18 protein-coding genes and 1 tRNA gene are annotated in these 21,606 nt (G+C 58.7%); 17 read left to right on the top strand and 2 right to left on the bottom strand.

Features of this window, described 5'->3' with window-relative positions:
• Nucleotides 1-31 precede the first annotated feature (31 nt).
• Genes KF885_08395 through KF885_08385 form a run of 3 tightly spaced genes read left to right on the top strand, consistent with a single transcriptional unit; the run spans nucleotide 32 to nucleotide 2,435 of the window.
• Complete coding sequence (locus KF885_08395; protein ID MBX3049178.1) at nucleotides 32-511, top strand: peptidylprolyl isomerase; 480 nt, start codon at nucleotides 32-34, stop codon at nucleotides 509-511.
• Between the two features lie 3 nt (nucleotides 512-514).
• Nucleotides 515-1,063 carry a VTT domain-containing protein gene (locus tag KF885_08390; GenBank protein ID MBX3049177.1) on the top strand — a complete coding sequence of 183 codons (549 nt, stop codon included), beginning with the start codon at nucleotides 515-517 and terminating at the stop codon, nucleotides 1,061-1,063.
• A 10-nt stretch (nucleotides 1,064-1,073) separates the two neighbouring features.
• A complete protein-coding gene (locus KF885_08385; GenBank protein ID MBX3049176.1) occupies nucleotides 1,074-2,435 on the top strand; it encodes a M20/M25/M40 family metallo-hydrolase in 1,362 nt (453 codons plus the stop codon).
• A 39-nt stretch (nucleotides 2,436-2,474) separates the two neighbouring features.
• Here the strand turns inward: KF885_08385 and KF885_08380 are convergent, their stop codons facing one another.
• On the bottom strand, nucleotides 2,475-4,472 hold the full coding sequence (locus tag KF885_08380; protein MBX3049175.1) for an APC family permease: 1,998 nt from the start codon (nucleotides 4,470-4,472) through the stop codon (nucleotides 2,475-2,477).
• A gap of 88 nt (nucleotides 4,473-4,560) precedes the next feature.
• Between KF885_08380 and KF885_08375 the strand changes: the two genes are divergently transcribed.
• The 14 genes from KF885_08375 (at nucleotide 4,561) to pyk (ending at nucleotide 20,418) form a co-directional block, all read left to right on the top strand.
• Nucleotides 4,561-7,374: a DEAD/DEAH box helicase family protein gene (locus KF885_08375; protein MBX3049174.1), complete on the top strand. Its 2,814-nt coding sequence runs from the start codon at nucleotides 4,561-4,563 to the stop codon at nucleotides 7,372-7,374.
• 25 nt (nucleotides 7,375-7,399) lie between these two features.
• Nucleotides 7,400-8,656 (top strand): MFS transporter, encoded by a 1,257-nt coding sequence (locus tag KF885_08370; GenBank protein MBX3049173.1) that lies wholly within the window; start codon nucleotides 7,400-7,402, stop codon nucleotides 8,654-8,656.
• Between the two features lie 213 nt (nucleotides 8,657-8,869).
• Nucleotides 8,870-9,790 (top strand): tyrosine-type recombinase/integrase, encoded by a 921-nt coding sequence (locus KF885_08365; GenBank protein ID MBX3049172.1) that lies wholly within the window; start codon nucleotides 8,870-8,872, stop codon nucleotides 9,788-9,790.
• Nucleotides 9,791-10,093: 303 nt separating this feature from the next.
• Nucleotides 10,094-10,285 carry a hypothetical protein gene (locus tag KF885_08360; protein ID MBX3049171.1) on the top strand — a complete coding sequence of 64 codons (192 nt, stop codon included), beginning with the start codon at nucleotides 10,094-10,096 and terminating at the stop codon, nucleotides 10,283-10,285.
• Nucleotides 10,269-10,727 carry a bifunctional DNA primase/polymerase gene (locus KF885_08355; GenBank protein MBX3049170.1) on the top strand — a complete coding sequence of 153 codons (459 nt, stop codon included), beginning with the start codon at nucleotides 10,269-10,271 and terminating at the stop codon, nucleotides 10,725-10,727. Before KF885_08360 ends, KF885_08355 begins: the two co-directional genes overlap by 17 nt.
• Nucleotides 10,724-12,085, top strand: coding sequence for an AAA family ATPase (locus tag KF885_08350; protein ID MBX3049169.1), 1,362 nt, complete (start codon nucleotides 10,724-10,726; stop codon nucleotides 12,083-12,085). The genes KF885_08355 and KF885_08350 overlap by 4 nt, the downstream gene beginning before the upstream one ends.
• Before the next feature lie 214 nt (nucleotides 12,086-12,299).
• Entirely contained in the window at nucleotides 12,300-12,677 is a 378-nt protein-coding gene (locus tag KF885_08345) for a hypothetical protein (protein MBX3049168.1), read from the top strand.
• The gene (locus KF885_08340; protein MBX3049167.1) at nucleotides 12,670-14,265 is read left to right on the top strand and encodes a hypothetical protein; all 1,596 of its coding nucleotides are present in this window, start codon (nucleotides 12,670-12,672) and stop codon (nucleotides 14,263-14,265) included. Before KF885_08345 ends, KF885_08340 begins: the two co-directional genes overlap by 8 nt.
• A gap of 22 nt (nucleotides 14,266-14,287) precedes the next feature.
• Nucleotides 14,288-15,055, top strand: a complete 768-nt coding sequence (locus KF885_08335; protein ID MBX3049166.1) for a hypothetical protein — start codon at nucleotides 14,288-14,290, stop codon at nucleotides 15,053-15,055.
• Between the two features lie 24 nt (nucleotides 15,056-15,079).
• Nucleotides 15,080-17,161: a hypothetical protein gene (locus KF885_08330; GenBank protein MBX3049165.1), complete on the top strand. Its 2,082-nt coding sequence runs from the start codon at nucleotides 15,080-15,082 to the stop codon at nucleotides 17,159-17,161.
• Nucleotides 17,162-17,438: 277 nt separating this feature from the next.
• Nucleotides 17,439-17,774, top strand: coding sequence for a hypothetical protein (locus KF885_08325; GenBank protein ID MBX3049164.1), 336 nt, complete (start codon nucleotides 17,439-17,441; stop codon nucleotides 17,772-17,774).
• Between the two features lie 160 nt (nucleotides 17,775-17,934).
• Nucleotides 17,935-18,006 (top strand) — tRNA-Gly (locus KF885_08320).
• Nucleotides 18,007-18,268: 262 nt separating this feature from the next.
• A complete protein-coding gene (locus KF885_08315) occupies nucleotides 18,269-18,934 on the top strand; it encodes a hypothetical protein (GenBank protein MBX3049163.1) in 666 nt (221 codons plus the stop codon).
• A gap of 47 nt (nucleotides 18,935-18,981) precedes the next feature.
• Nucleotides 18,982-20,418, top strand: coding sequence for a pyruvate kinase (pyk, locus tag KF885_08310; protein MBX3049162.1), 1,437 nt, complete (start codon nucleotides 18,982-18,984; stop codon nucleotides 20,416-20,418).
• Nucleotides 20,419-20,505: 87 nt separating this feature from the next.
• On the opposite strand, the gene KF885_08305 is transcribed toward pyk, so the two are convergent.
• Entirely contained in the window at nucleotides 20,506-21,603 is a 1,098-nt protein-coding gene (locus tag KF885_08305; protein ID MBX3049161.1) for a hypothetical protein, read from the bottom strand.
• Between the last annotated feature and the right edge of the window lie 3 nt (nucleotides 21,604-21,606).

Raw genomic sequence — 21,606 nt, 5'->3', positions numbered from 1 at the left:
TATGTCTCAACAATGGAACACCGCTCCACAAATGGAAATCGACCCGGCCAAGCAATACAAGGCCGTTTTCAACACCGACAAAGGTGAGATCGTCATCCAACTGCATGCCGACAAGGCGCCCAAGACGGTCAACAATTTTGTCTTCCTGGCCCGCCAGGGCTATTACGATGGCACCGTCTTCCATCGCGTGATCAACGACTTCATGGCCCAGGGCGGCGACCCCACCGGCACGGGCATGGGCGGCCCGGGCTATCAGTTCGAGGATGAGTTCCACCCGGATCTGCGCCACAGCGGCCGCGGGGTGCTTTCCATGGCGAACGCCGGCCCTGGCACCAACGGCTCGCAGTTCTTCATCACCCACGGCCCCACACCGCATTTGGACAACCGCCACAGCGTGTTTGGCCAAGTGGTCGAGGGCGAAGATGTGCTGATGTCCATCCCCGCCCGCGACCCGCGTGACAGCTCCGCCCCGGCCGGGCAACTGCTGTCCGTGACCATTCAGGAGAGCTAAATTTTGGAGACCAAGGACGGCTGGACCCTCCAGCGCGTTCTTATTCTTGTGGTGGTCGCTGCGCTTAGCGTAGCGATTGCCTTTATCCCCCAGGAACGCTTGGAAAACTTGCAAGGCTACGGGTACCTGGGCATCTTCCTGCTCTGCCTGCTGGCCAACGCCACCATCGTGCTGCCCACACCGGCCTTTCTGATCGTCATGGCCATGGGCGCGCACCTCTCGCCGCTGGGCCTGGGCCTGGCGGCGGGCAGCGGCGCGGCGCTGGGCGAGCTTTCTGGTTACCTGGCCGGCTACTCCGGTCAGGCGATCATTCCAGACAACCCCACTTCCCGCCGGCTGACCGGCTGGATGGAGAATTACGGTGGTCTGACCATCTTCCTGCTGGCCGCCCTGCCCAACCCGATCTTCGACCTGGGCGGCGTGGCCGCAGGCGCGCTAAAAATGCCGATCTGGAAATTTCTGGCCTGGTGCTGGCCCGGCAAAGTGATTCGCATGGGGTTCGTTGCCCTGCTGGGCAATGGGCTATTGAACCTGCCCAATTGGCTAAACTAAGGAAACGGTTATGAGCGATTACAACGCCATCGATGACTATATTGAACGTAACCTGGATGCCAGCCTGGATGAACTGGCCAAGCTGTGCGCAGTACCCAGCATTGCCGCCCAGAACCTGAATTTAGACGAATGCGCTGAACTGGTGGCCCAGATGCTGCAAGCCCGCGGCTTCCAGACCGAGATCATGCCTTCTGGCGGCGCGCCGGTGGTGTATGCCGAACGCAAAGGCAAAACCGACAAGACGCTGCTCTTCTACAACCATTACGACGTGCAGCCCGCCGAGCCGCTGGAACTGTGGGACTCGCCGCCTTTTGAAGCCACGCGCCGCGACGGCAAGGTCTACGCCCGCGGCGTCAGCGACGACAAGGGGCACTTCGTCAGCCGCCTGTTCGCCCTGGACGCGCTGCTGGCCCAGACCGATGAGCTGCCCTGCAACATCAAGTTCGTGGTGGAAGGCGAAGAAGAGATCAGCAGCGTGCACCTGCCCGGTTTCATTGAGCAGCATGCCGACAAGCTGGCGGCGGACGCCTGCATCTGGGAGTTCGGCTATGTAGACCCGGACGACAAACCCATGCAGATCCTGGGTATGCGCGGCATCTGCTATGTGCAGCTGGAGGTCGAACTGCTCAGCCAGGATGTACACTCCGGCTTGGGCGGCTCCATCTTCCCCAATGCCGCCTGGCGGCTGGTTTGGGCGCTGTCCACTCTCAAAGACCAGGATGAACGCATCCTCATCCCGGGCCACTACGACAACGTGCTGCCGCCCACGGAGCTGGACCGCCAACTGGCCGCGGCCCGCCCCTACCTGGGCGACGAGTATCGCCAGCGTTATGGGGTCAAAGAATTCCTGCGCGGCACCAACAGCCAGCCGGAACTGCTGCTTCAAGAGACGATGGAGCCTACCTGCACCATCTGCGGTCTGACCGCCGGCTACCAGGGCGAAGGCAGCAAAACCGTGCTGCCTGCCAAGGCCTCGGCCAAGGTGGACTTCCGCCTGGTGCCCAACCAAACGCCTGAAGAAGTGCTCAAGAACCTGCGCGCCCATTTGGACGCGCAAGGCTTTGAGGACGTCAAGATCAACTACCTGGGCGGGGAAGCCCCCGGCCGGGTCGACCCTCGTGATCCATTCATTCAATTGGTGGCCAACGCTGCTGAAGGGGTGTACGGCTGGCCGCAGCAAATTGTGCCCATGTCAGGGGCCTCTGGCCCCAACCATGCCTTTATCCACCACCTCAAGCTGCCTGTGGCCGCGGCGGGCATGGGCTACCCAGGCGGCCAGGTGCACGCCCCAAACGAGAACATCCGTGAGGACCTGTACCTGAAAACCACCAAGCATGTGGCCCGAGTGGTGCAGCAGTTTGCTCAAAGCTAGCTACAAAAAGAGCGGTGCGAAACGCACCGCTCTTTTTCTCTAGTCGATGATGTAGGGTACTTCGACAATCACCACTTTGGGGGTGAACAGCAGGCGCATGCGCAGGGCATTGGCCGCCCGGGCATGCAGATAGCCGTGCCACCAAATGCGCGGGATGAACTCCGGCACCACCACGGTGACCACTTCGTCCTCAGCAGACTCGGCTGCCACTGTCTTCACATAGCGCAACAAAGGCTCGTAGAGCAGGCGGTAAGCGGAACCGAGGATGACCAAGTCCACATCTTCAGCCCACTTCTGCCACTTCAGCATCAGTTCTTCGGCTTTCTGCGGATTGGTGGAGACGTGCACGGCGACCACATCATCGCTCAGCGACTTGGCGTAGTTAAGCGCTGCCAAGGTGCCGCGATGCACTCCGGAGATGGGCACGATCACCCTCTGCCGGCGAATCGACTTGGGTGGTTTATAACGCTTTAGGGTTAAGTGACGCGCCAGATCATCGTAATGGTCGTTGACGGTTTGGAACAGGACCATGATCACGGGCAAGGCCACCACCACGATCCAAGCCCCTTCCTGGAACTTGGTAACCATCAAAATCACCATGACTCCAAAAGTGCACACCGAACCAAAGGCGTTGAAGACCATCTTGACCGCCCAATGGCGGTCATAGGGGATGATTTCGTCCTCCGCTTTGGCTTTATGTCCGCCTTTAGCGAGCTGCCGGCCGGAGCGCCACCAATGGCGCGCCAAGCCGGCCTGCGAGAGCGTGAAAGAGAGAAAGACGCCGATGGCATACAGGGGGATCAGCCCAGTGACGCGCGCATTGAATAGCACGATGAGCACCCCGGCCATCACAGCCAGGGCAATAATGCCGTAGGAGTACACCAGACGGCTGCCGCGAAAAGTCAACTGGCGCGGCAGATAGCCGTCTTCGGCAATCAGTGCACCCAGACGCGGGAAGCCCGCAAAGGCTGTGTTGGCCGCCAGGGCCAAGATCAGCGTGGTGGCGCCCACAACGCTGTAGTACAGCCAGCCGCGGCCCTCGAAGACCGTGCGGGCAATCTGCGAGACGACGGTTTCGAACTCGGAAGGCACGGCGCCGATTTCGTGCGCCAGGAATGTGATTCCCAGGAACAGCGTCCCCAGAATGATCGACATCCATACCAGGGTGGTGCCGGCATTCTTGCTGCGAGGCTCTTTGAAAGCCGTCACCCCGTTGGAGATGGCTTCGATGCCCGTCAAGGCCGTGGTGCCGCTGGCGAAAGCGCGCAGGACCAGGAAGGTGGTTAACCCCGTGGCTGCCCCGATCATCTCCAGCGGCGGAGGTTCCGCCAGCGTCCCCAACGAGTGGGTCAGAGCCTTAAAAAGACCCACGCCAATCGTCAGTACGGAGAGCGCAATAAAAAGGAAGGAAGGCACCGCAAGCAGCGAACCCGACTCGCGCACCCCGCGCAGGTTGATCAAGGTGATCAGAGTGATCAATACGAGGGCGACTTCCACCTGGCGGCCGTGCAGCTGCGGGAATGCCGAGGTCAGCTGGGCCACCCCCGCAGAGGAGGACACGGCCACGGTGAGCACATAGTCCACCATCAGCGAAGCCCCAGCCAGCAGTGAAGGGAGGACGCCCAGGTTCTCACGCGCCACAATATAGGCGCCCCCACCATCTGGGTAGGCATGGATGGTCTGGCGATAAGACAGGGTCACAATGCCCAAAAGCAGCACAATCGCCAGCGACAGCGGCAGCGAAATGCTGAAGGCGGCTGCACTGGCCAGGGCCAGCACCACCAGGATCTCCTGGGTGGCATAGGCCGTGGAGGAGAGTGCGTCGGAAGCAAACACGGCCAGCCCCACCGACTTATTGATGGTTTGATGCGGAGCATCTGCCGAGGCCAAGGGCCGGCCGATAAACCAGTCCACCCAGGTGCGGCGGGGCTTCCCGCCCGTGGGCCGATACTCGATATGGTCGTCTTGTTTGGCGATTTGGGCTATACGTTTTTCTATGGGGTCTTTCAAGGGAGGTCCTTTGGGGAACAGGCGCATTATATAGCACTCGGCATTTTCCTGTCATCCACCAGTTTTTCGTGCGTGTTTCAAATCCAATAATAGAACAGATGTTACAATTCACTGTATGCCGGTCATCGTTGCCCTCGATCTTGAAACCACCGGACTGGACCCGGAAAAAGACGCCATCATCGAAATTGGAGCCGTCCGCTTCGATGGCCCGCGCGTTCAGGATGAATGGTCCAGCCTGATCAACCCCGGGCGGCGCATCCCGCCCTTTATTTCCCAGCTAACCGGCATCACAGACAGCATGGTGCAAGGCGCCCCTGCGCTGCGCCAGGTGCTACCCAAGCTTGCCGAATTCGTGGGTGACGCCCCCATCCTCGGTCAGCGGATCGCCTTTGATCTCTCGTTCCTGCGCCGCCACGGGTTATTTCAATTCAACGAATCGGTAGATACCTTTGACATGGCGGCAGTGATGATGCCCGGCGCCGGGCGCTACAACCTGGGCGCCTTGGGCCAGCAGCTTGGCATTCTGCTGCCAGCCACGCACCGCGCCCTGGACGATGCACGCGTCACCCAGGCGGTCCACCAAAAACTTTTCGAGCGCATGCTGGAAATGCCCATCGAACTGCTGGCCGAAATCGCCCAGCTGGGCGATGAGCATGCCTGGCGCGGCGAATTCGCTTTTCGCCAGGCGCTGCGCCTGCGCGCCGATGAGCTGGCGGCCGCTGGCCGCTCCACGTTGATCTCCAATGGCCCGCTATTCACCACTCCGCCGCCCGCCAGCACCGGCCGCCGCGCCGACCCCGATGAGGCCCAACCGCTGGACAGCGAAGAAGTCGCCGCCATGCTGCAGCACGGCGGCCCGTTCTCTCGGCAGTTCGGCGCCTTCGAGCACCGCAGCCAACAAGTGGAAATGGCGCGGGCGGTGAGCGAAGCCCTGGGCCAAGGCCGGCACCTGCTGGTGGAGGCGGGCACCGGCACGGGCAAATCGATCGCCTACACCCTTCCTGCAGCTCTGTGGGCGCAAAAGAACGACCAGCGCGTGGTCATCTCGACCAATACGATCAACTTGCAAGATCAGTTGATCCACAAAGATCTGCCGGAATTGCAAAAATCCCTTGAACAGCCGCTGCGAGCCGCGGTACTGAAAGGCCGCAACAATTACCTCTGCCCGCGGCGTCTGGTGGCCTTGCGCCGCCGCGGGCCGGAAAGCGCCGAAGAGCTGCGGGTGCTCGCCAAAGTGATGGTCTGGCTGCAAGAGACGCACAGCGGCGACCGCAGCGAGATCAACCTAACCGGCCCGGCCGAACGCGCCGTGTGGACGCGCATCTCCGCTGCCGATGAGAACTGCGGCGGTGACACCTGTGTACGCCGCATGGGCGGCATCTGCCCCTTCCACCGGGCCCACCAGGCAGCCCAGGCTGCCCATATCCTGATCGTCAACCACGCCCTGCTGCTAGCCGACGTGGCCACCGGCAGCCGCGTGCTGCCGGATTACGACCGCCTGATCGTGGACGAGGCGCATCACATTGAAGCCGCCACCACCGGGGCGCTGAGCTATCGCCTAACCCAGCCGGAAATTGAGCGTCTGCTGCGCGAACTGGGCGGCAGCCGCTCCGGCCAGCTGGGGCGCATGCTGGTGGTGGCCCAAACACAATTGCAGCCCAGCCACTATGGGGCGCTGACGGCCCTGGTGGAAGATGCCACCACCAAGGCGATCCAATTCCAGAACCAACTCACCGCCCTTTTTGCCTCGATCGTCGAATTTTTGCAGGAGCAGCGTGAAGGCCAGGCGCTGGGCAATTACGCCCACCAGGAACGCATTGTGGAAGCTACCCGAGCCCAGCCCGCCTGGATCATGGTGGAACGCGCCTGGGACAACACGCTCAATCTGCTGGACCCGCTGCTGGGCGATCTGGAACAGATCAACCGCACCCTGAAAGAGATCGGGGCCACGGCAGACGAAGAAGAGCTGGAAGACCTGACCAGCAACATCAACCAGTCTTACCGCGCCCTGGTGGAACTCAAGAAGCAAGTCCAGGGCCTGGTATTTGAACCGCAGGAAAGCATGGTGTACTGGGTGGAGATCAACCCGCAGCGCCAGCACCAGCTGACCTTGCAGGCAGCCCCGCTGCAAGTAGGCGACTTGATGGAGGAGCACATCTGGCATAAGAAAGCCAGCGTGGTGCTGACCTCTGCCACGCTGACCGCCGGCGGCGAGTTCGACTACATCAAACGCCGCCTGAACGCCGAAGACGCCGATGAGCTGGCCCTCGGCTCGCCGTTTGACTACGAGAGCGCCGCCCTGCTCTATTTGGTAGATGACATTCCCGAACCGGCTGAACGCGGCGCCTATCAGAACGCCGTAGAGCGCGGCCTGATCCAGTTGGTCAAGGCCGCCAACGGGCGCACCCTGGCCCTGTTCACTTCGTACGAGCAGCTGCGGCGCACCTCGCAGGCCATCGTCGGCCCGCTGGCCCAGGCCGGTATTCAGGTTTACGAGCAGGGCGAGGGCGCTTCACCCCACGCGCTGCTGGAAAACTTCAAGGCCAGCCACGCTGGCCAGGGCGGCATCTTGCTGGGCACGCGCGCCTTTTGGGAAGGCGTGGACATCCCGGGCGAGGCACTCAGCGTGCTGGCTCTGGTGCGCCTGCCTTTCGACGTGCCCAGTGACCCGCTGGTGGCGGCGCGCTCAGAGACCTTCGAATCGCCCTTCTATGAATATCAGGTGCCCGAAGCGATCCTGCGCTTCCGCCAGGGCTTCGGTCGCCTGATCCGCACCCAGGCGGACCGCGGCGTAGTGGCGGTCTTTGACCGCCGCATCCTAACCAAGACTTACGGGCAGCTGTTCATCGACTCCCTGCCACAATGTACGCTGCGCCGCGGCCGGCTGGCCGACTTGCCGGCCGCGGCCGCCCGTTGGCTGGGGGCTTAGCTCCAATTCAATCATCAGAGGTTGCATGGACTTCAGACGTCTAACGCCAATTTTGCTGGTCATTTTCACGAACATTTTGGGGGCCGGGGTGATCATTCCGATCCTGCCCTTGTACGCCGAAGGCGCCTTTGCCGGCACCGTGTTCCAGGTAACGCTGTTGGCCTCGGCCTATTTTGCAGCTCAGTTCATCTCTGCCCCGTGGCTGGGGCGTCTGTCCGACAAGTACGGACGCCGTCCGATCCTGCTGATCAGTCAAGTCGGCACGGTAATCGCCTTCGCCCTTTTCATTCTCTCCGCACAACTGGGTCAATGGATTGACAGCTGGCAGCTTGGGTTGCCGCTGACCGGCGGCATGCTGATGCTGTTCATCGCTCGCACGCTGGACGGCTTCACCGCCGGCAATATCACCATCGCCCAGGCGTATATCAGCGATATGACGCCCGAACAAGAACGTGCACGCGGCTTGGGCTTGTTGCAGGCCGCCTTCGGGGCCGGCTTTATTTTTGGGCCGGCTTTTGGCGGTTTCCTGAGCGGGTTTGGCGCCGTGGCTCCTTTTTGGGGAGCCGCGATCATCACTGTATTGACCCTGCTGCTGACCTGGTTCACTCTGGAAGAAACGCTCACGGCGGATGAACGCGCTGACAGCCTGGCGGGCAATCCGCTGGGCAGGATCGAATGGCGACAGATCCTGCGCACGCCGGCACTGATGCTGATCCTGGCAATCGGCTTCATCGCCTCCATGGCCTTCTCCAGCCTGCCGTCGACCTTCTCTCTCTACGCCGACCATATATTATTTGCCGGCTACCCGGACCGCGCACGAGTTCAGCTGCTGATCGGGCTGATGTTCACTTTCAATGGACTGATGCAGGTCTTTACCCAGCTGGTATTGATCCGCCCACTGGTGACGCGCTTCGGTGAGCGGCGTTTGCTGCTGCTGGGCCAGTTCACGCTGGCCATGACCTTTTTCGGTCTGGCCGCTGTGGCCGGCCCATTGCTGGCCACGGCGCTATTCGCCCCGCTAGCCTTCGGGTACGGCATCAGCGAACCTAGCATCCAGGCGCTGGCCACCCGCTTCGGCGTGCGGCAAAACCGCGGCCGCCTCTTGGGGCTCTACCAAGCAGCACGCAGCCTGGCGCTTATCCTTGGCCCCATCGTGGCCGGATACGTCTACCAGAATATTGCGCCGCAAGCTGTGTTCAATTTCGCAGGGGCTTTCATGCTCCTGGCGCTCAGCGCCGCCCTAGTGCTGCAACGCATGAGGATCGAGCCGATTGCCGGCTGACCCGGGCAGCCGTCTGCACTTGGCAAGAATTGGTTATAATTTTCGGCGCACGCGGGTGTCGCCAAGTGGTAAGGCACTTGCTTCCCAAGCAAGCATGACTTCAGTTTGGGATTGACCCTCCCCATTTTCGTAGACTTATATTCCGGCTTATAGGTTATAAGCGCGCGCTTTGCCCATTTAGGCGATTCGTCGCCGGAAAGGAAACGCGCGCTTATGTTGCTCTCGAAAGCAATCGAGGGATTCCTGCTAGAGCTGCGTGCGAGCGACTTCTCTCAGAACACGATAGACGTCTACTCCTGGGCGCTGCAGCTGCTTATCAATTTCGTGGGGGACAAAGAACTCGCCAGCGTTGGCGAGTCTGACGTTAGGGCCTTCTGGGTTTACCTAAAAGATGAATACAAGCCAAAGCGGCCGGGTGGCAACCAGGCTCCCCTTTCGCCCGCCAGTCGGCAGAACGTCTGGGTGGCACTCAAGTCTTTCTACAACTTCGCCAGCGAGAACTTCGATATCGAGCGGGCAGACAAGAACATCAAGAAGCCGAGGTTCTCCCCGCCAGTTGTGCAGCCTTACAGCAACGAGCAGATCAACGCTCTGCTTAAAGCAGCCGCTGGCAAGTCATTCCACGCTGCGCGCAACACTGCCATCCTGTTAGTCATGCTAGATACTGGCGTGCGGGCCTCGGAGCTGTGTCGCATTAAGGTTGAGGATGTGAGCCTGGAGAATGGTCACATCCTGGTAAAACCATTCGGCTCCGGCAGAAAGACCAAAGGCCGAGATGTGTACATTGGCAAGCTGGCACGCAAGGCTGTCTGGCGCTGGCTGAGCCTCAAAGAGGCATCCCCCACTGACTACTTATTCACCACCAAAGACGGCCGGCCATACAACAGGCTCATGCTGCGTGGCTTATTCGTGCGCCTGGGCAAGAAAGCTGGCGTGCCAGGTGCCGGGCCGCACCGCGCCCGTCATTCCTTCGCGGTTTCCTTCCTCCGCAATGGCGGGCACGTCTTCGCTTTACAGCGGCTTCTAGGCCACAGCGATTTGCAAATGAGCCAGCGTTATCTCGCATTGGCTGAGGCAGACCTGGCAACTGCTCACGCGGCAGCAAGTCCAGTTGACAGATTGGCGAATTTTTAGCAAGTTTGCAGTTTTCCTCCCCAAAAATTAGACGAAGATTAATAGAGCGGATATACGGCTGGCTTGGCATAGCGAGAGTGTTGCAAACGTGCTACTGTTACTACCAGTAGTAAGAAAATCGAATAAGTGGTCCCCCAACTTTTGTTGGCGCACCCCGCGGAATAATTTCCGGTTTGCCAGGAAATGACTTCCGTAGAGTAGTGGCAGTCCGTATGGAGAGCCGCTTCCTCTTACAGCCTCCCGCTTTTTGCGGCACGCTGCTTTGAGTGAGCGGCTTTTTTGTTCTTAACCCAAGGTGGAGGCATGGCAAAAGAAAAGAAACTTCTTCAGGTATGGCTTTCCGGTTTTGAGCTGACGCTCTTGGATTCGCTCGCCAAAAAATGGGGGATGAATCGCTCGCAGTTAATCCGATATTGCCTGACTTGGCTGACACAAGAAACCGAGGCTGGCAGTGGGCACCAGCTCGCTGCGGAGAGATATGAGTATCCCTCCTAACCCCTTGCTCTCCCATGCTCTGTCTTACGCTGCTCGCGGCTGGCGCGTCTTTCCGGCCATTCCCAAGGGCAAGCGCCCCCTGATTAAGCGCTGGCAGCATGAAGCCAGTACCGATCCAGCGAAAATCATGTCCTGGTGGCATCGCTGGCCAAATGCGAACATTGCGATCGCTACGGGCAACGGTTTGCTGGTACTGGATTGTGACTATGACTCAGGCGGGGCTCTTTCTCTACGACAACTACGCGAAATTGCCCCGTTGCCAAAAGCACCAATAGCTGACACAGCTCGTGGCTGCCATTTTTATTTCTCAAACGAAATGGGGCTCCGCAATCGGGCAGGCCTACTCCCGGGCCTGGACCTTCGAGGCGATGGCGGCTTTGTCATCGCACCGCCAAGCATTCATCCCTCAGGGCTGGCTTACTCTTGGGGAGTCGCTCCATGACAACACTCGCCTCAACTCCATCTTTGTTAATGGGCTTAAACGCTGGCTCTACGCTCTACGGCCTCCGGGCCTTGGAACAAGAAGCGAGCGAGGTTGAAGCTGCTCCAGAGGGAACGCGCAACGACACTTTAAATCGTGCTGCCTTCGCCGCCGGCCAGCTGGTTGCGGGGCGAGAGCTCGAACAGACAAGCTCAGAAGATCGCCTGCTGCAGGCTGCCTTAAAAGCTGGCTTGCCTGAGGCCGAGGCTCGTTCCACGGTGAAGTCTGGAATGGATAAAGGTAAGCTCCAGCCACGCAGCGGGACAACCAACGGGCATATTGCTCCACCAACTGAAATGCCGCCCGCAGGAAGCTGGAAGTGGCTAGATGCCGTAGACATTCTCGCGCCGCGCCAGCCCAGGGGCTGGGTGGTTGAGAACCTGCTGCGGCCAAAATCCTTGAACGCACTTTATGGCCCCAGCGGGGACTTCAAATCTATGCTACTTATGGACTTATGCTCTTGCCTGGCGCTGGGACGGCCTTGGTTGCCGGCACTCTCTGACGGAGCAGTAGAGCCATTCAAAACACACAAAACAACTCCCTTATGGATAAACATCGATCAGCCCTATGATGAGCTTAAAGACCGTCTGGCCGCGTTCTTCAATCATTACGGGAATAACACCGAGAGCGGCAACATCCGGCATATTTCGTTTCCCTCCCCAGCCTTTCTCGCCGAAAACGAGGACGTTGTTTTTGGAGTAGCTGATTATGCCTTAGAAATGCAATCCAAGCTCATAGTTATTGATTGTCTAAAAATGGCGCTGGGCGGGCTGGATGAAAATAGTGGCATTGTTTCAATCGCAATGCTGAACCTTCGCCGCATGGCCGAAATCAGTGGCGCAGCAGTGCTCCTGATTCACCACGCACGCAAGGCAAACGGAAGTGAGGGCCGCAAGGGAGATAGCCTGCGCGGCCACTCCGCCATCGAGGCCTCTCTTGATCTCGCTCTGCGAATGGAACGCGACGAAGACAGCTTCACAATTGTGCCTACCAAGGTGCGCTCTGCGCCGGTTCAGAAGTTTGGCGGGGTGTTTACATTCGAGCATCGCCCCGGGACTTACGAGCTTGAAACGGCCGCCATGTATGGAATGCCCATCGGGGCCTCCGCAAAGCAGGTAGCCGCGCAGGCAAGAGCGGCAGCCTTGAGATCCTTGGAATCGGGGGAGATGACGAAGACGGTGCTCGGCCAAAGGGTAAAGGAGGCAACTGGACTGGGGATTGTGCAAATCTCACAAGCCATCGATGCTTTGGAGGCAGCCGGAGCCATACAGCGCAGGCCTGCCTCCGATGCGCGGCAAAAGATATATGGCCTGCCGTAAAAAGGTTATTGCTTATGAATACTTATGAATACTTACAGAATAAACATCCAGAGAGTTATTTATTGCTTACACCACCCTTAAAGGGTGTAAGCATAACTATCTGGCGGGCAAAAGAGAGAATGCCGCCCCGCCCGGATGAGGCCTCCGAATGCTCGCGAAGCCTAGCCCCTGCCCATAAAACAACTACTTACATGGGAGGTAAGAACACTTGTCAATGACCGAGAAGCAACTGGCCCGCAACCGGCAGGCGCCGCGTAAACATGGCGCCTATGCCTTCCAGGTTGGCGGAGAGGCCTCGCTTGCCCCCGAGGGAAGGTCCAGGCTGGCGGAGATCCGCGAGCTGGTGCGTACACAGCCCGGCAACCTGCAACTGAGGCAGGAATTGGCGGCCCGTACGGTGATGCTGGCAGAGCTTGGCCTGGCGCATCTAGAGGAGCGCTACGGGCAGGCAGAAGGTGATGAACGCTTCAAGCTGTGGAGTGACCCTATTCTTGCCCGGCTGGGTACGTTTATTGCCGAGGCACGGCGTCAGCTGGAAACTTTGCCCACAGATAAGGGCCGGAAAACACTAAATGAGGTAATGAATGGCTAAATACAACGACTTCGCCGCTTTCTATCAGGACTTTCTGCCCGTTGAGGGCGGTTATGGCCCCAAACCAGTGCTGCCCCCGTTCCTAAAACACTGGTTGGGCACAGCCTTTGCCGGCGGTGTCCCTGCTGCTCGCACCATCCTGGATGGCCGCACCAAAAAGCAGGGCAAATCCACCCTGGCCGCAGCCGTGGGGTTGTTCATGGCAGTTCGTACGCCTGGCGCCGAATGCGCCATTGTCAGCAACGACCAAGATCAGTCACGCGATCGCATCTTTCGCTCGGCCAAGTTCGCAGTGCAGAACGGCCCGCTGGCAGAGTACGCCAAGGTCTACCGCGACGTCATCGAGTTCGAGAACGGCGCAACAATCAAAGCCTTTGCCGCCGACTGGAAAGGTGCCGCTGGTGGTAACTACAGTTGCGTTCTGGTTGATGAGCTGCATAGCTTTGTGCACGAAGGACAGCGTCGCCTTTGGGACGAGATGGTTGTCTCGCCTGTAGTATCCGACGGTGTCCGCTGGGTGGCCAGCTATGCAGGCTGGCTGGGCGAGAGCGAGCTGCTCTTTGAGCTGTGGAACAAAGCCCTAGCTGGCGAGAAACTGGCTAATGAGTTTGACTTGCCCATTCACCACAACAAGGCTGCCGGCCTGTTGGCTCTGATTGACACGGGTGAGGCAAGCTGGCGCATGCCCTGGATGACGGCGCAATACATGGCCGAGGAGCGCGAGAAGACGCGCCCCAACACCTTCCGGCGTTTGTGGCTGAACGAATGGGTGGCCAATGAGGCGCGCTTTGTCGATCAGGAGTCCTGGGATGCTTGCTATTCGCCGGATGTGAAGCCCTACTCGGAAGCCGACAAGCGGCGCATGGTGTTGGGCGTCGATGCTTCCACCACGCGCGATCTGACCGCCCTAGTAGGTGTATCGGAGCACATGGAGGTTGTGCATGTTCGCACCTGGAAGCCGCGCAAGGGGCTTCTGAGAGGTGGCAAACCAACTGTGGACCTGGGTCTGGTGAAAGAGGAAATCCTAAAGCTGTACGGGGTCAAAGTCGTTGACGCTGTTTACTACGACCCGATGCAAATGCACAGCATCGCCGTTGAGCTCGAACAAGCTGGCGTACCAATGGTGGAGCTACCTCAAACCGGGAAGCGTGTAGAGGCAGACCAGGCGCTCTATGACGCAGTTGTGAACCGCTCTATCAAACACTACAACGACCCTGTCTTGAATGAGCATATTCGCAACGCAATAGCAGTGGAAACGCCGCGCGGCTTCCGAATTGCCAAAGAGAAGACCAGTTTGAAGATTGACGCGGCTGTGGCTTTGTCGATGGCTCACTACGGAGCCGCTGAAGAATACATCCGCAACGTAGGCTCACCTGGAGAATTCATCTCCAACCCGTTCTACTACGATGGCGAGCCTTTCAAAATCATCTGCGGAGCGCGAGTGGCTTATGGCACGGAAAGGCACAAACCGGGAGTTACCTGGAAAACGTGTCGAAGGAGAAATGGAAATGAAGAAGGTTTAGGCTGTGAAGCCTGTGTACGCGAACTAGAAGCAGAAGGTTACTACGAACAACACTTTGAAATATAGGAGCAATAAAATGTCTTTGCTAATGAATTTAGTCGCTGGTCGCAGTCAAAGCCCGAAAGATTGGGCTTCGGCTGATAAGTACTTGACGGACCTGTTCAACGAATATCGAGAGAACACTGCTCGCTTTACTCCCTGGGAGCTTGATAATTTTTCTACACTTTTTAAAGATGAGAAAAATCGCATCATCCCCCAAATTGACGCAGGGGTTGCCTCCGACTTGAACTACTTTATCAGAGAGTTCAAGTCGGCAAAAGAAACCGCAGCAGCCCGGCGTGCAAAGGATAACCAGCGTTTTGACGCTCAGGCCCTGGCCGCTGAAATGTCAATCTTTGAAGGGCGCATCAATCGCCTGGTCAAGCGCGATGGCAAGAGGACTGGCACTTCTGCCACGACCAAAGAAATCCAAAAAGAATACACCCGCACCCTCCTGGAGGGCAGCGATCTTCAGAAGCGGGCTGCTGCGGAGGTACTGGCTAACATGGTGCCCAGCGGGTGGCCTCATGAGGAAGTGATGGAAATGAACCGCATCTCTCGGCAGGCGGCCAAGGACATTGACAACATCGTCTACACCGAAAGCACACGCCAAGCCGAGGCTAAGGTGCAATCCGGAGCAGAAGACCTTCGGAAGGCCTACGCGCGCTGCGATAGCTTGGCAAGCAAGTACAAGTACAACATGAAGCAGACGGAGAACGAGCTGAGCAAAATAAGCATCAGTTGGGATGCCTCCGAGGGTTACCAGGTGGATGTGAGCGACGAGCCGCAGCCAGACAGGATCCCGCAGTTTAGGTGATGAACATGCAAAGGACGGTGAATAATGTCGACTCAAATCGCTAGTTTGTTTGTGTCCATTGGGGCGCAAACAGCGGGCTTCAAACAGGGCATGGGTGATGTCAAGTCTGGCTTGCAGCAGGGAGGCAAGCAGTTTGAGCAGTTCAGCACGAACAGCTTGCTCAACGTAGCCAAGATTACCGCTGCTCTCTACACCTTGAAAAAGGGCTTTGACTTTGCGCGCGAAGGCGCCGAGTTGGATTACGCCAGCGTGAAATTTGAGCGCATGGCGGGGAGCGTGGGCAGTTTGAGCAACGTAATGCTCGGCGACCTGCGTGAGGCCACGCGTGGCCTGTACTCGGATGCAGAGTTGATGGCCCGGGCTGGCGACTTCATGGCGCTGGGCCTGGCCAAAACGCACGATGAAGCGGTGCGTTTGGCGACCGTGGCCGGCGCGTTGAATATGAACATGAACCAGCTGGTCTTGACCTTGACCAACCAGACCACGATGCGCTTTGACACGCTGGGCGTGACGGTGGATGGCTTCAAGGAAAAAGTTGCCGCCCTGGAAGCTGCAGGGATGAGCGCCAATGATGCATTCAACGAAGCCTTTTTGCAGCAGGCCGAGGAGCAGATCCTCAAAGTAGGTCATGCGGCTGACACCACGCTGGGAGCGTTCATGCGCTTTGAAGCGCAAAGTGCCAATACCTGGGACAGGCTCAAGACCAAGGCGGGCGAATTCTTTGAGCCGTTTTTGGATTACCTGACTGATGGCATGGAAAGAACCAATCGACTGGCTGAGGCCCAGGGCTTTTTGGGGGCGAGCATGTCCCAGGTGTATCAACAATCCCAAGGCGCTGCACAGATATTTCGGCTGACGAATGGCGAGCTGGTGACTGCCGAGCAACTGTTGCGCCTGTATGAGCAGGCGCAACGAGGCGCTAATTTTGAACTTGAGCGCGCCGCCAGGCTGCACGGGATGCTGTGGCCAGAGATTGAGAGCACGTCTAGGGCGGCGCTTTCGGCTGCTGATGCGATGGATCGTTTGAAAAGCGTCAACACCAACCTGTCTGGCGCGATCGAGTCGCAACTGGAGAAAGCGCGCTTGTGGGCGGCCGGCATTGACAGCCTTGAAGACGCCATGACCGGTCTCGTGGCCCAGCTGATGAACGGCGATATTTCGCTGTTTCAGTTTGAGCAACGGGCGCACGGTGCTCAGGTGGCCGCCACCTTGACCGCGCTGGCGGCCAAGACCATCGGCGATGATGAAGCGCAGAAGCAACTGGAAGCTTACGGGTTGCAACTGGGGCAAATCAAGTCTCTGCTGGAAGGCATTTCGTCTGGCAAATACAGCGCAGAACTCATCATTGATTTGATCGGGCCTGGCCGGGGCTTTGGCCTGGATGCAGCGATAGCCATTGCTGAAGATAAAGCCAATGGGTGGGCGGGTCAGGCGAACGCGCAGAATGTGGCCAAGTCTGTCGGTCGGTCTTATGATGGTCCTGGTCCTGGCGGAGCTTATGGCGGTTTCTTGCGGTATGGCGGCATTTTCGGCCACGCAGACGGCGGCTACTTGGGCAGCAAAGGCCCACTGGTGAAAGTCGGTGAGCAGGGCTGGGAGTATGCCCAATACGACCCCTCCACCGGTGCGTGGGAAATCATCCCCCACAACAAATCTGTGCAGATGGAGCGCGACCGTGCGCTTGGCATGGCCGGCGGCGGGTACTTGCTGGACGGCAACCAGTACGTGACCAAGCCTGGCAACAGCAGCGCGTATGGGACGGTGGGCAACATTGCGCCCAGCGCGGTGACGCGCCCGGGCCGGGCGGGGGGCGGTGGACAGAACAATCAAGTGCAGGTGCAGCAGGCGGCAGATGCGGCGGCGGTGGCGGCTTTGGCGGCGACGGGTGCGGCGAGCAGTGCCGCGGCGGTAGGCGCCGCCAGAGCAGTAGCATTGCAGGGCCAACAGCAAGCCGAGCGTGCGACGGCAGCATTTGTTGCAGAGACGCAGCGGTCGAACAAAGAGCTAGCGGCGGAGGTAGCACGCATGCGCAAGGCGATTGAGGGGCTACCCTCTAGGTATGACCTCAAAGCCGCTATCAGAGAAGCCGTGTCAGAAATAATGTAAAGACGCCCTTGCATTTTTGACTCGGCAGTAGTATCTTAAAGGCAACCGTCCCAAGTGCTGGAAACACCTGAGACGGTCTAACCAAGCAAACCGATTCGAGCGGTTTCCTGGCTGAGATTGATTCTAACAGCCCCGCTCCGGTACATGGAGTGGGGCTGTGTTTTTGCCCCGGGAGGGATGAAGTGTCAGAAGACCATAAGAAAAGCACCAACGTCCTGCTACTGATTTACGAAATCTTGTTAAAGGCCGCCGAGCGGGCCGAGAAGGAGAAATTGAAATGATCACAGAAGTGCAGAAGTTTTCGCCTGAGGCAATCGCCCGCGCTAAGCAACATTTCCCACTTCCCCACGGCCTTCTGGAAAGCATCGCTGATGGTATCAAAGCAAACAATCCTGAAGGATCTCCTCTATACGAGAAGGCTGTTAGATTAGGAGAACTTCTTGAACTTACACGCGATCATTTCCCCAACGAGCGGCGAGTTTCAGAAATAAGCGCGCTCACAGAGGAACTCCTCTGGCAGGTTGAGGAGTTTTACTCTCCCCATTGTTGCACACCCGCCTGGCCGAGCGCGAGAGATGAATTCAGCGATTACCTTGTCTTTGGGTTGGCCTAGTTTGCACTATCCACAACATAGCAGCGGGGGCATTGAAAACTCCCGCTGCTATGTTTTTGGGTTAGAATCCCGCGCGCTTATGTAGTTGAATTGGCGGGTGATGGGATCCGAAGCTGCGAATGCTTGCTTCCCGAAATCCGGCATGTAAGCGACGAAAAACGCGGGTGTCGCCAAGTGGTAAGGCACTTGCTTCCCAAGCAAGCATTCGTGGGTTCGAATCCCATCACCCGCTCTAGCAGCTGTTAGCAATAACAACATCATGGAGAAGCTAGCACGGCACAGCCGGGCGCTTTCTCTCGCGCTGGCTACGCCAGCGCGCATCACCCGCTCTAAAAGCAATGGCGTTTTTAATTTTAGCCAACAAGATCAGCCACTCTGGCCTGGTGTGCCAAGCACGAACACTCATCTTCCCCTCTCGACATTGGCTATATGTATGTAATACACTTAAGCTTGATAGCGTTGTCTCTAATACTTCCAGACAAAGGTGGCAATTTATGCGCACGATACTTCTGACTTCCTTACTTGCCCTAAGCTTGCTGCTGGGCGCCTGCAGCGGCGCCACACAGGACCTGACCAGTGTGGTGCAGACCGAGGCCATGGCCACTCTGAACGCTGAGGCCGCTGTAGTGCAGGCCGAAATGGCTCTGCAAACCGCACAAGCGCAAAACGCTATTCTTCAAGCCACGATAGACGCGCAAGCCAATGAAGCCGCCGCGCCCACCTCCCCACCGGCAGATACCAGCACGCCGCTGCCGGAACCGACGGCTACGCGCAGCATTCCGACCAACACGCCTGCGCCCACCAATCCGCCAGGGGTTGCCGTGCGTTTTGAAGCGACCTTTACTTGCAGCGGGACGCGCATGGCTTTCTTGAGCGTCCGCAACACCGGGCCGGAAACCTACCAGTCGGCAAGAGTGTCGGCAGCTGATGCAAGCAACGATACGGAGTTGGGGCGCTCAGATGGCAACAATGAATTTCTGCCGAGCAGCACTGCCTGTTCGGGTTACCAAGCTACCCTCGGCCCAGGGCAAACCAAGTATCTTTCGGTAGCAATTGGGTCATTGCCCCCGAATACACAGGTGATTGCCCGCATTGTGGTGTGCACGGAAAAAGGCTATGGCGGCAATTGCCTGAGTCAAGGGGTGCATTTCACCCCGTAATACGGTTCAGCGCAACCTGTAGAGGCGGAGCGGGTTATCATACCCGTATGGAACGCCGAGCCAAAATCGTAGCTACCCTGGGGCCAGCCAGCCAAGACGCCGGCACGATCGATCGTCTGATCGCGGCAGGCATGAATGTCACCCGGCTCAACTTCTCGCATGGCACGCATGCGGAATACGCAGAGCTGATTCAGCGCATCCGCTCCGCCGCCGAACGCGCCGGAAAAGCTATCTGCATCTTGCAAGACCTGCAGGGTCCCAAGATTCGCGTCGGCGAATTGCCCAAAGAGGGCGTGCCGCTTACGCCTGGGCAAACTATCGTGCTGGCCACTCATCACGCCGCACCCAATGAAAGCCACATCCCTGTAGACTTCCCCGAGTTGCCGCGCTTCATCCAGGTGGGCGGCATCATCCTGCTGGATGATGGCAACCTGGAACTGAAAGCCACAAAGATCGACACGCACACTGTCGAGACCGAAGTGATCGTCGGCGGAGTGCTCAAGTCGCATAAGGGCATGAACCTGCCCGGCACCAGCATAGATATCCCCGGCCTGACCGCCAAAGATGAGCAAGACCTGGCCAAAGGTCTGGAGCTGGGCGTAGACATCATCGCCATCTCTTTCGTGCGCAATGCGGCCGATGTGGCCCGCGCTCGCCAAGCCATCGCCAACCTGGCGCCGGACAAACTGGATACGCCGATCATCGCCAAGCTGGAACGCGCCGAGGCGCTGGAAAACCTGCACGAGATCATCGAAGTCGCAGACGGCGTGATGGTCGCCCGCGGCGACCTGGGCGTGGAACTGCCCCCCGAAATGGTACCCATCGCCCAGAAGCAGATCATTGACGCAGCCAACCAGCAGCGCAAACTGGTCATCACTGCCACCCAAATGTTGGACTCGATGATCCATAACCCGCGTCCCACTCGCGCGGAGGCCTCGGACGTCGCCAACGCCATCTTCGATGGCACGGACGCGGTGATGCTCTCCGGCGAGACCGCCGTGGGCAAATACCCGGTCGAGACAGTCACCATGATGGACGCCATTGTGCGCCAGGCGGAAAATCACATCCGTCAATGGGGCCATTGGAAGGGCTCTAACCTCGGCACCTTGCGGGATGATGCCATATCCATCACGCGAGCCGCCAATGAATTGGCCCAAGATGTCAACGTGGCGGCCATCACAGTGTTCACTTCTTCCGGCCGCACGGCCCGGCTGATGTCCAAGGCGTTCCCGCGTGTGCCCATCCTGGGGCTCACCCCGGAACCGCGCAGCTACAACCGCATGGCGCTCTATTGGGGCGTGATGCCCATCATGGTGGATCTGTCGAGCACGGTGGACGAAATGCTGGAAAGCATTGAAGGCACTGTGATGCGGGCCGCATCGCTGAAACCCGGGCAGCAGGTCGTGCTGACCTCGGGCTATCCGATCGGCGCCATGCGCCCTCCCAACCTCGTGATGATCTACACACTGGGCCAGCGCCTCTAGCCCCGACTTACAGACATAAAAACTAGCCCCGACTTACAGACATAAAAACTGCCGGCTAAGCCGGCAGTTTGTTTTTAAATGATGGCTCTATAGTCCCATTCGCCTGCGGCGAATAGGAATGCCCGGCGAGGCCTCCCGCTCATACAGTGAACGTGCCCACAGCGCCAGACCGCTGCCAGCCAGTGCCACCAGGATACCCTGCAACAGCAGCGGCCCGCTCACCCGCCGAAGCGCACCGTCTGCCAGGGCACCCGCCAAGGTGCGCAACACGAAGGTTTCCGAGCCCGTCCCAGCCAGCAGTTCGGTCAGAAACCTGAGATTGAACAAGAGGAACGCGAACCCCAAGGCCACCATCAGGATGCCGGCTAACAACAGTGGCAGACCCAACGAGGCCAAAAAGCTCTTTAGGTCACTGGCTGCCAGCACTGCGGCGAAAGCCATCAGCGCAATCACCACGGCCCAGCCCCAGCTTAGCCAAGTGCGCGTCACCAACAAGTCTTGTTTGAGCGCCTTCAACTGCTCCGGAGTTTGGCTGCCTTCGATCAGTTGATCCAGATCAATCGTATCTGGGGCTGAATTGGCCATTTGGCCCAAAAGTCGCCCCGACTGATCCACGAAGGTCGAGTACAGGGGTTCGGGCGGGCGGCAGGCGGGCAAATTCTGGGTCAGCGCCACGGGGTCCTGAATGCTTAGCTGCAGCATGCGGGTGACGTGCTCCATGGTGCAATCCGGCAGTGAATCGAAGATCAGCGCGGTTACTTCGCCAGCGCGCTGGACGGTGCTCGTTTTCCAGGCCGCCAAACTAATATTCAGTTCTGGCAGATCAGACTGCGGGTCGTTCAGCCATTCGGAAAAAGCATCCACCGCTCCATCCAAGGCATCCGAGACCAGGTGCTCCGGAGCGATGACTTCGGTGATCGCCTTCCACTCCTGTTCATCCAACTCTTCCAAGACATCCACCACCACTTGCACGCCGACTTGGGAGCGCAACATCTGCTCTGCGCCGCGCCGGGCCAGACGGCCGGCAATGTCAGAACTCATCAGCGTCTCGCGCACCAGTTGTTTGGTCGCATCCGCCTCAAAGAGTAAATTGCTCATATTGCGCAGCGCCAGGCTGGCGGGCAGGGCCAGCACCAGCACAATCAGGGCCAACCAGGCAAAGAAACGTAAAAAAGCTTTTAACATGGG

The organism is Anaerolineales bacterium, assembly GCA_019637805.1.
Classification (GTDB): domain Bacteria; phylum Chloroflexota; class Anaerolineae; order Anaerolineales; family UBA11579; genus JAMCZK01.
The sequence above is the reverse complement of the archived record's forward strand: the minus strand, read 5'-3'. Positions and strand labels throughout refer to the sequence as shown.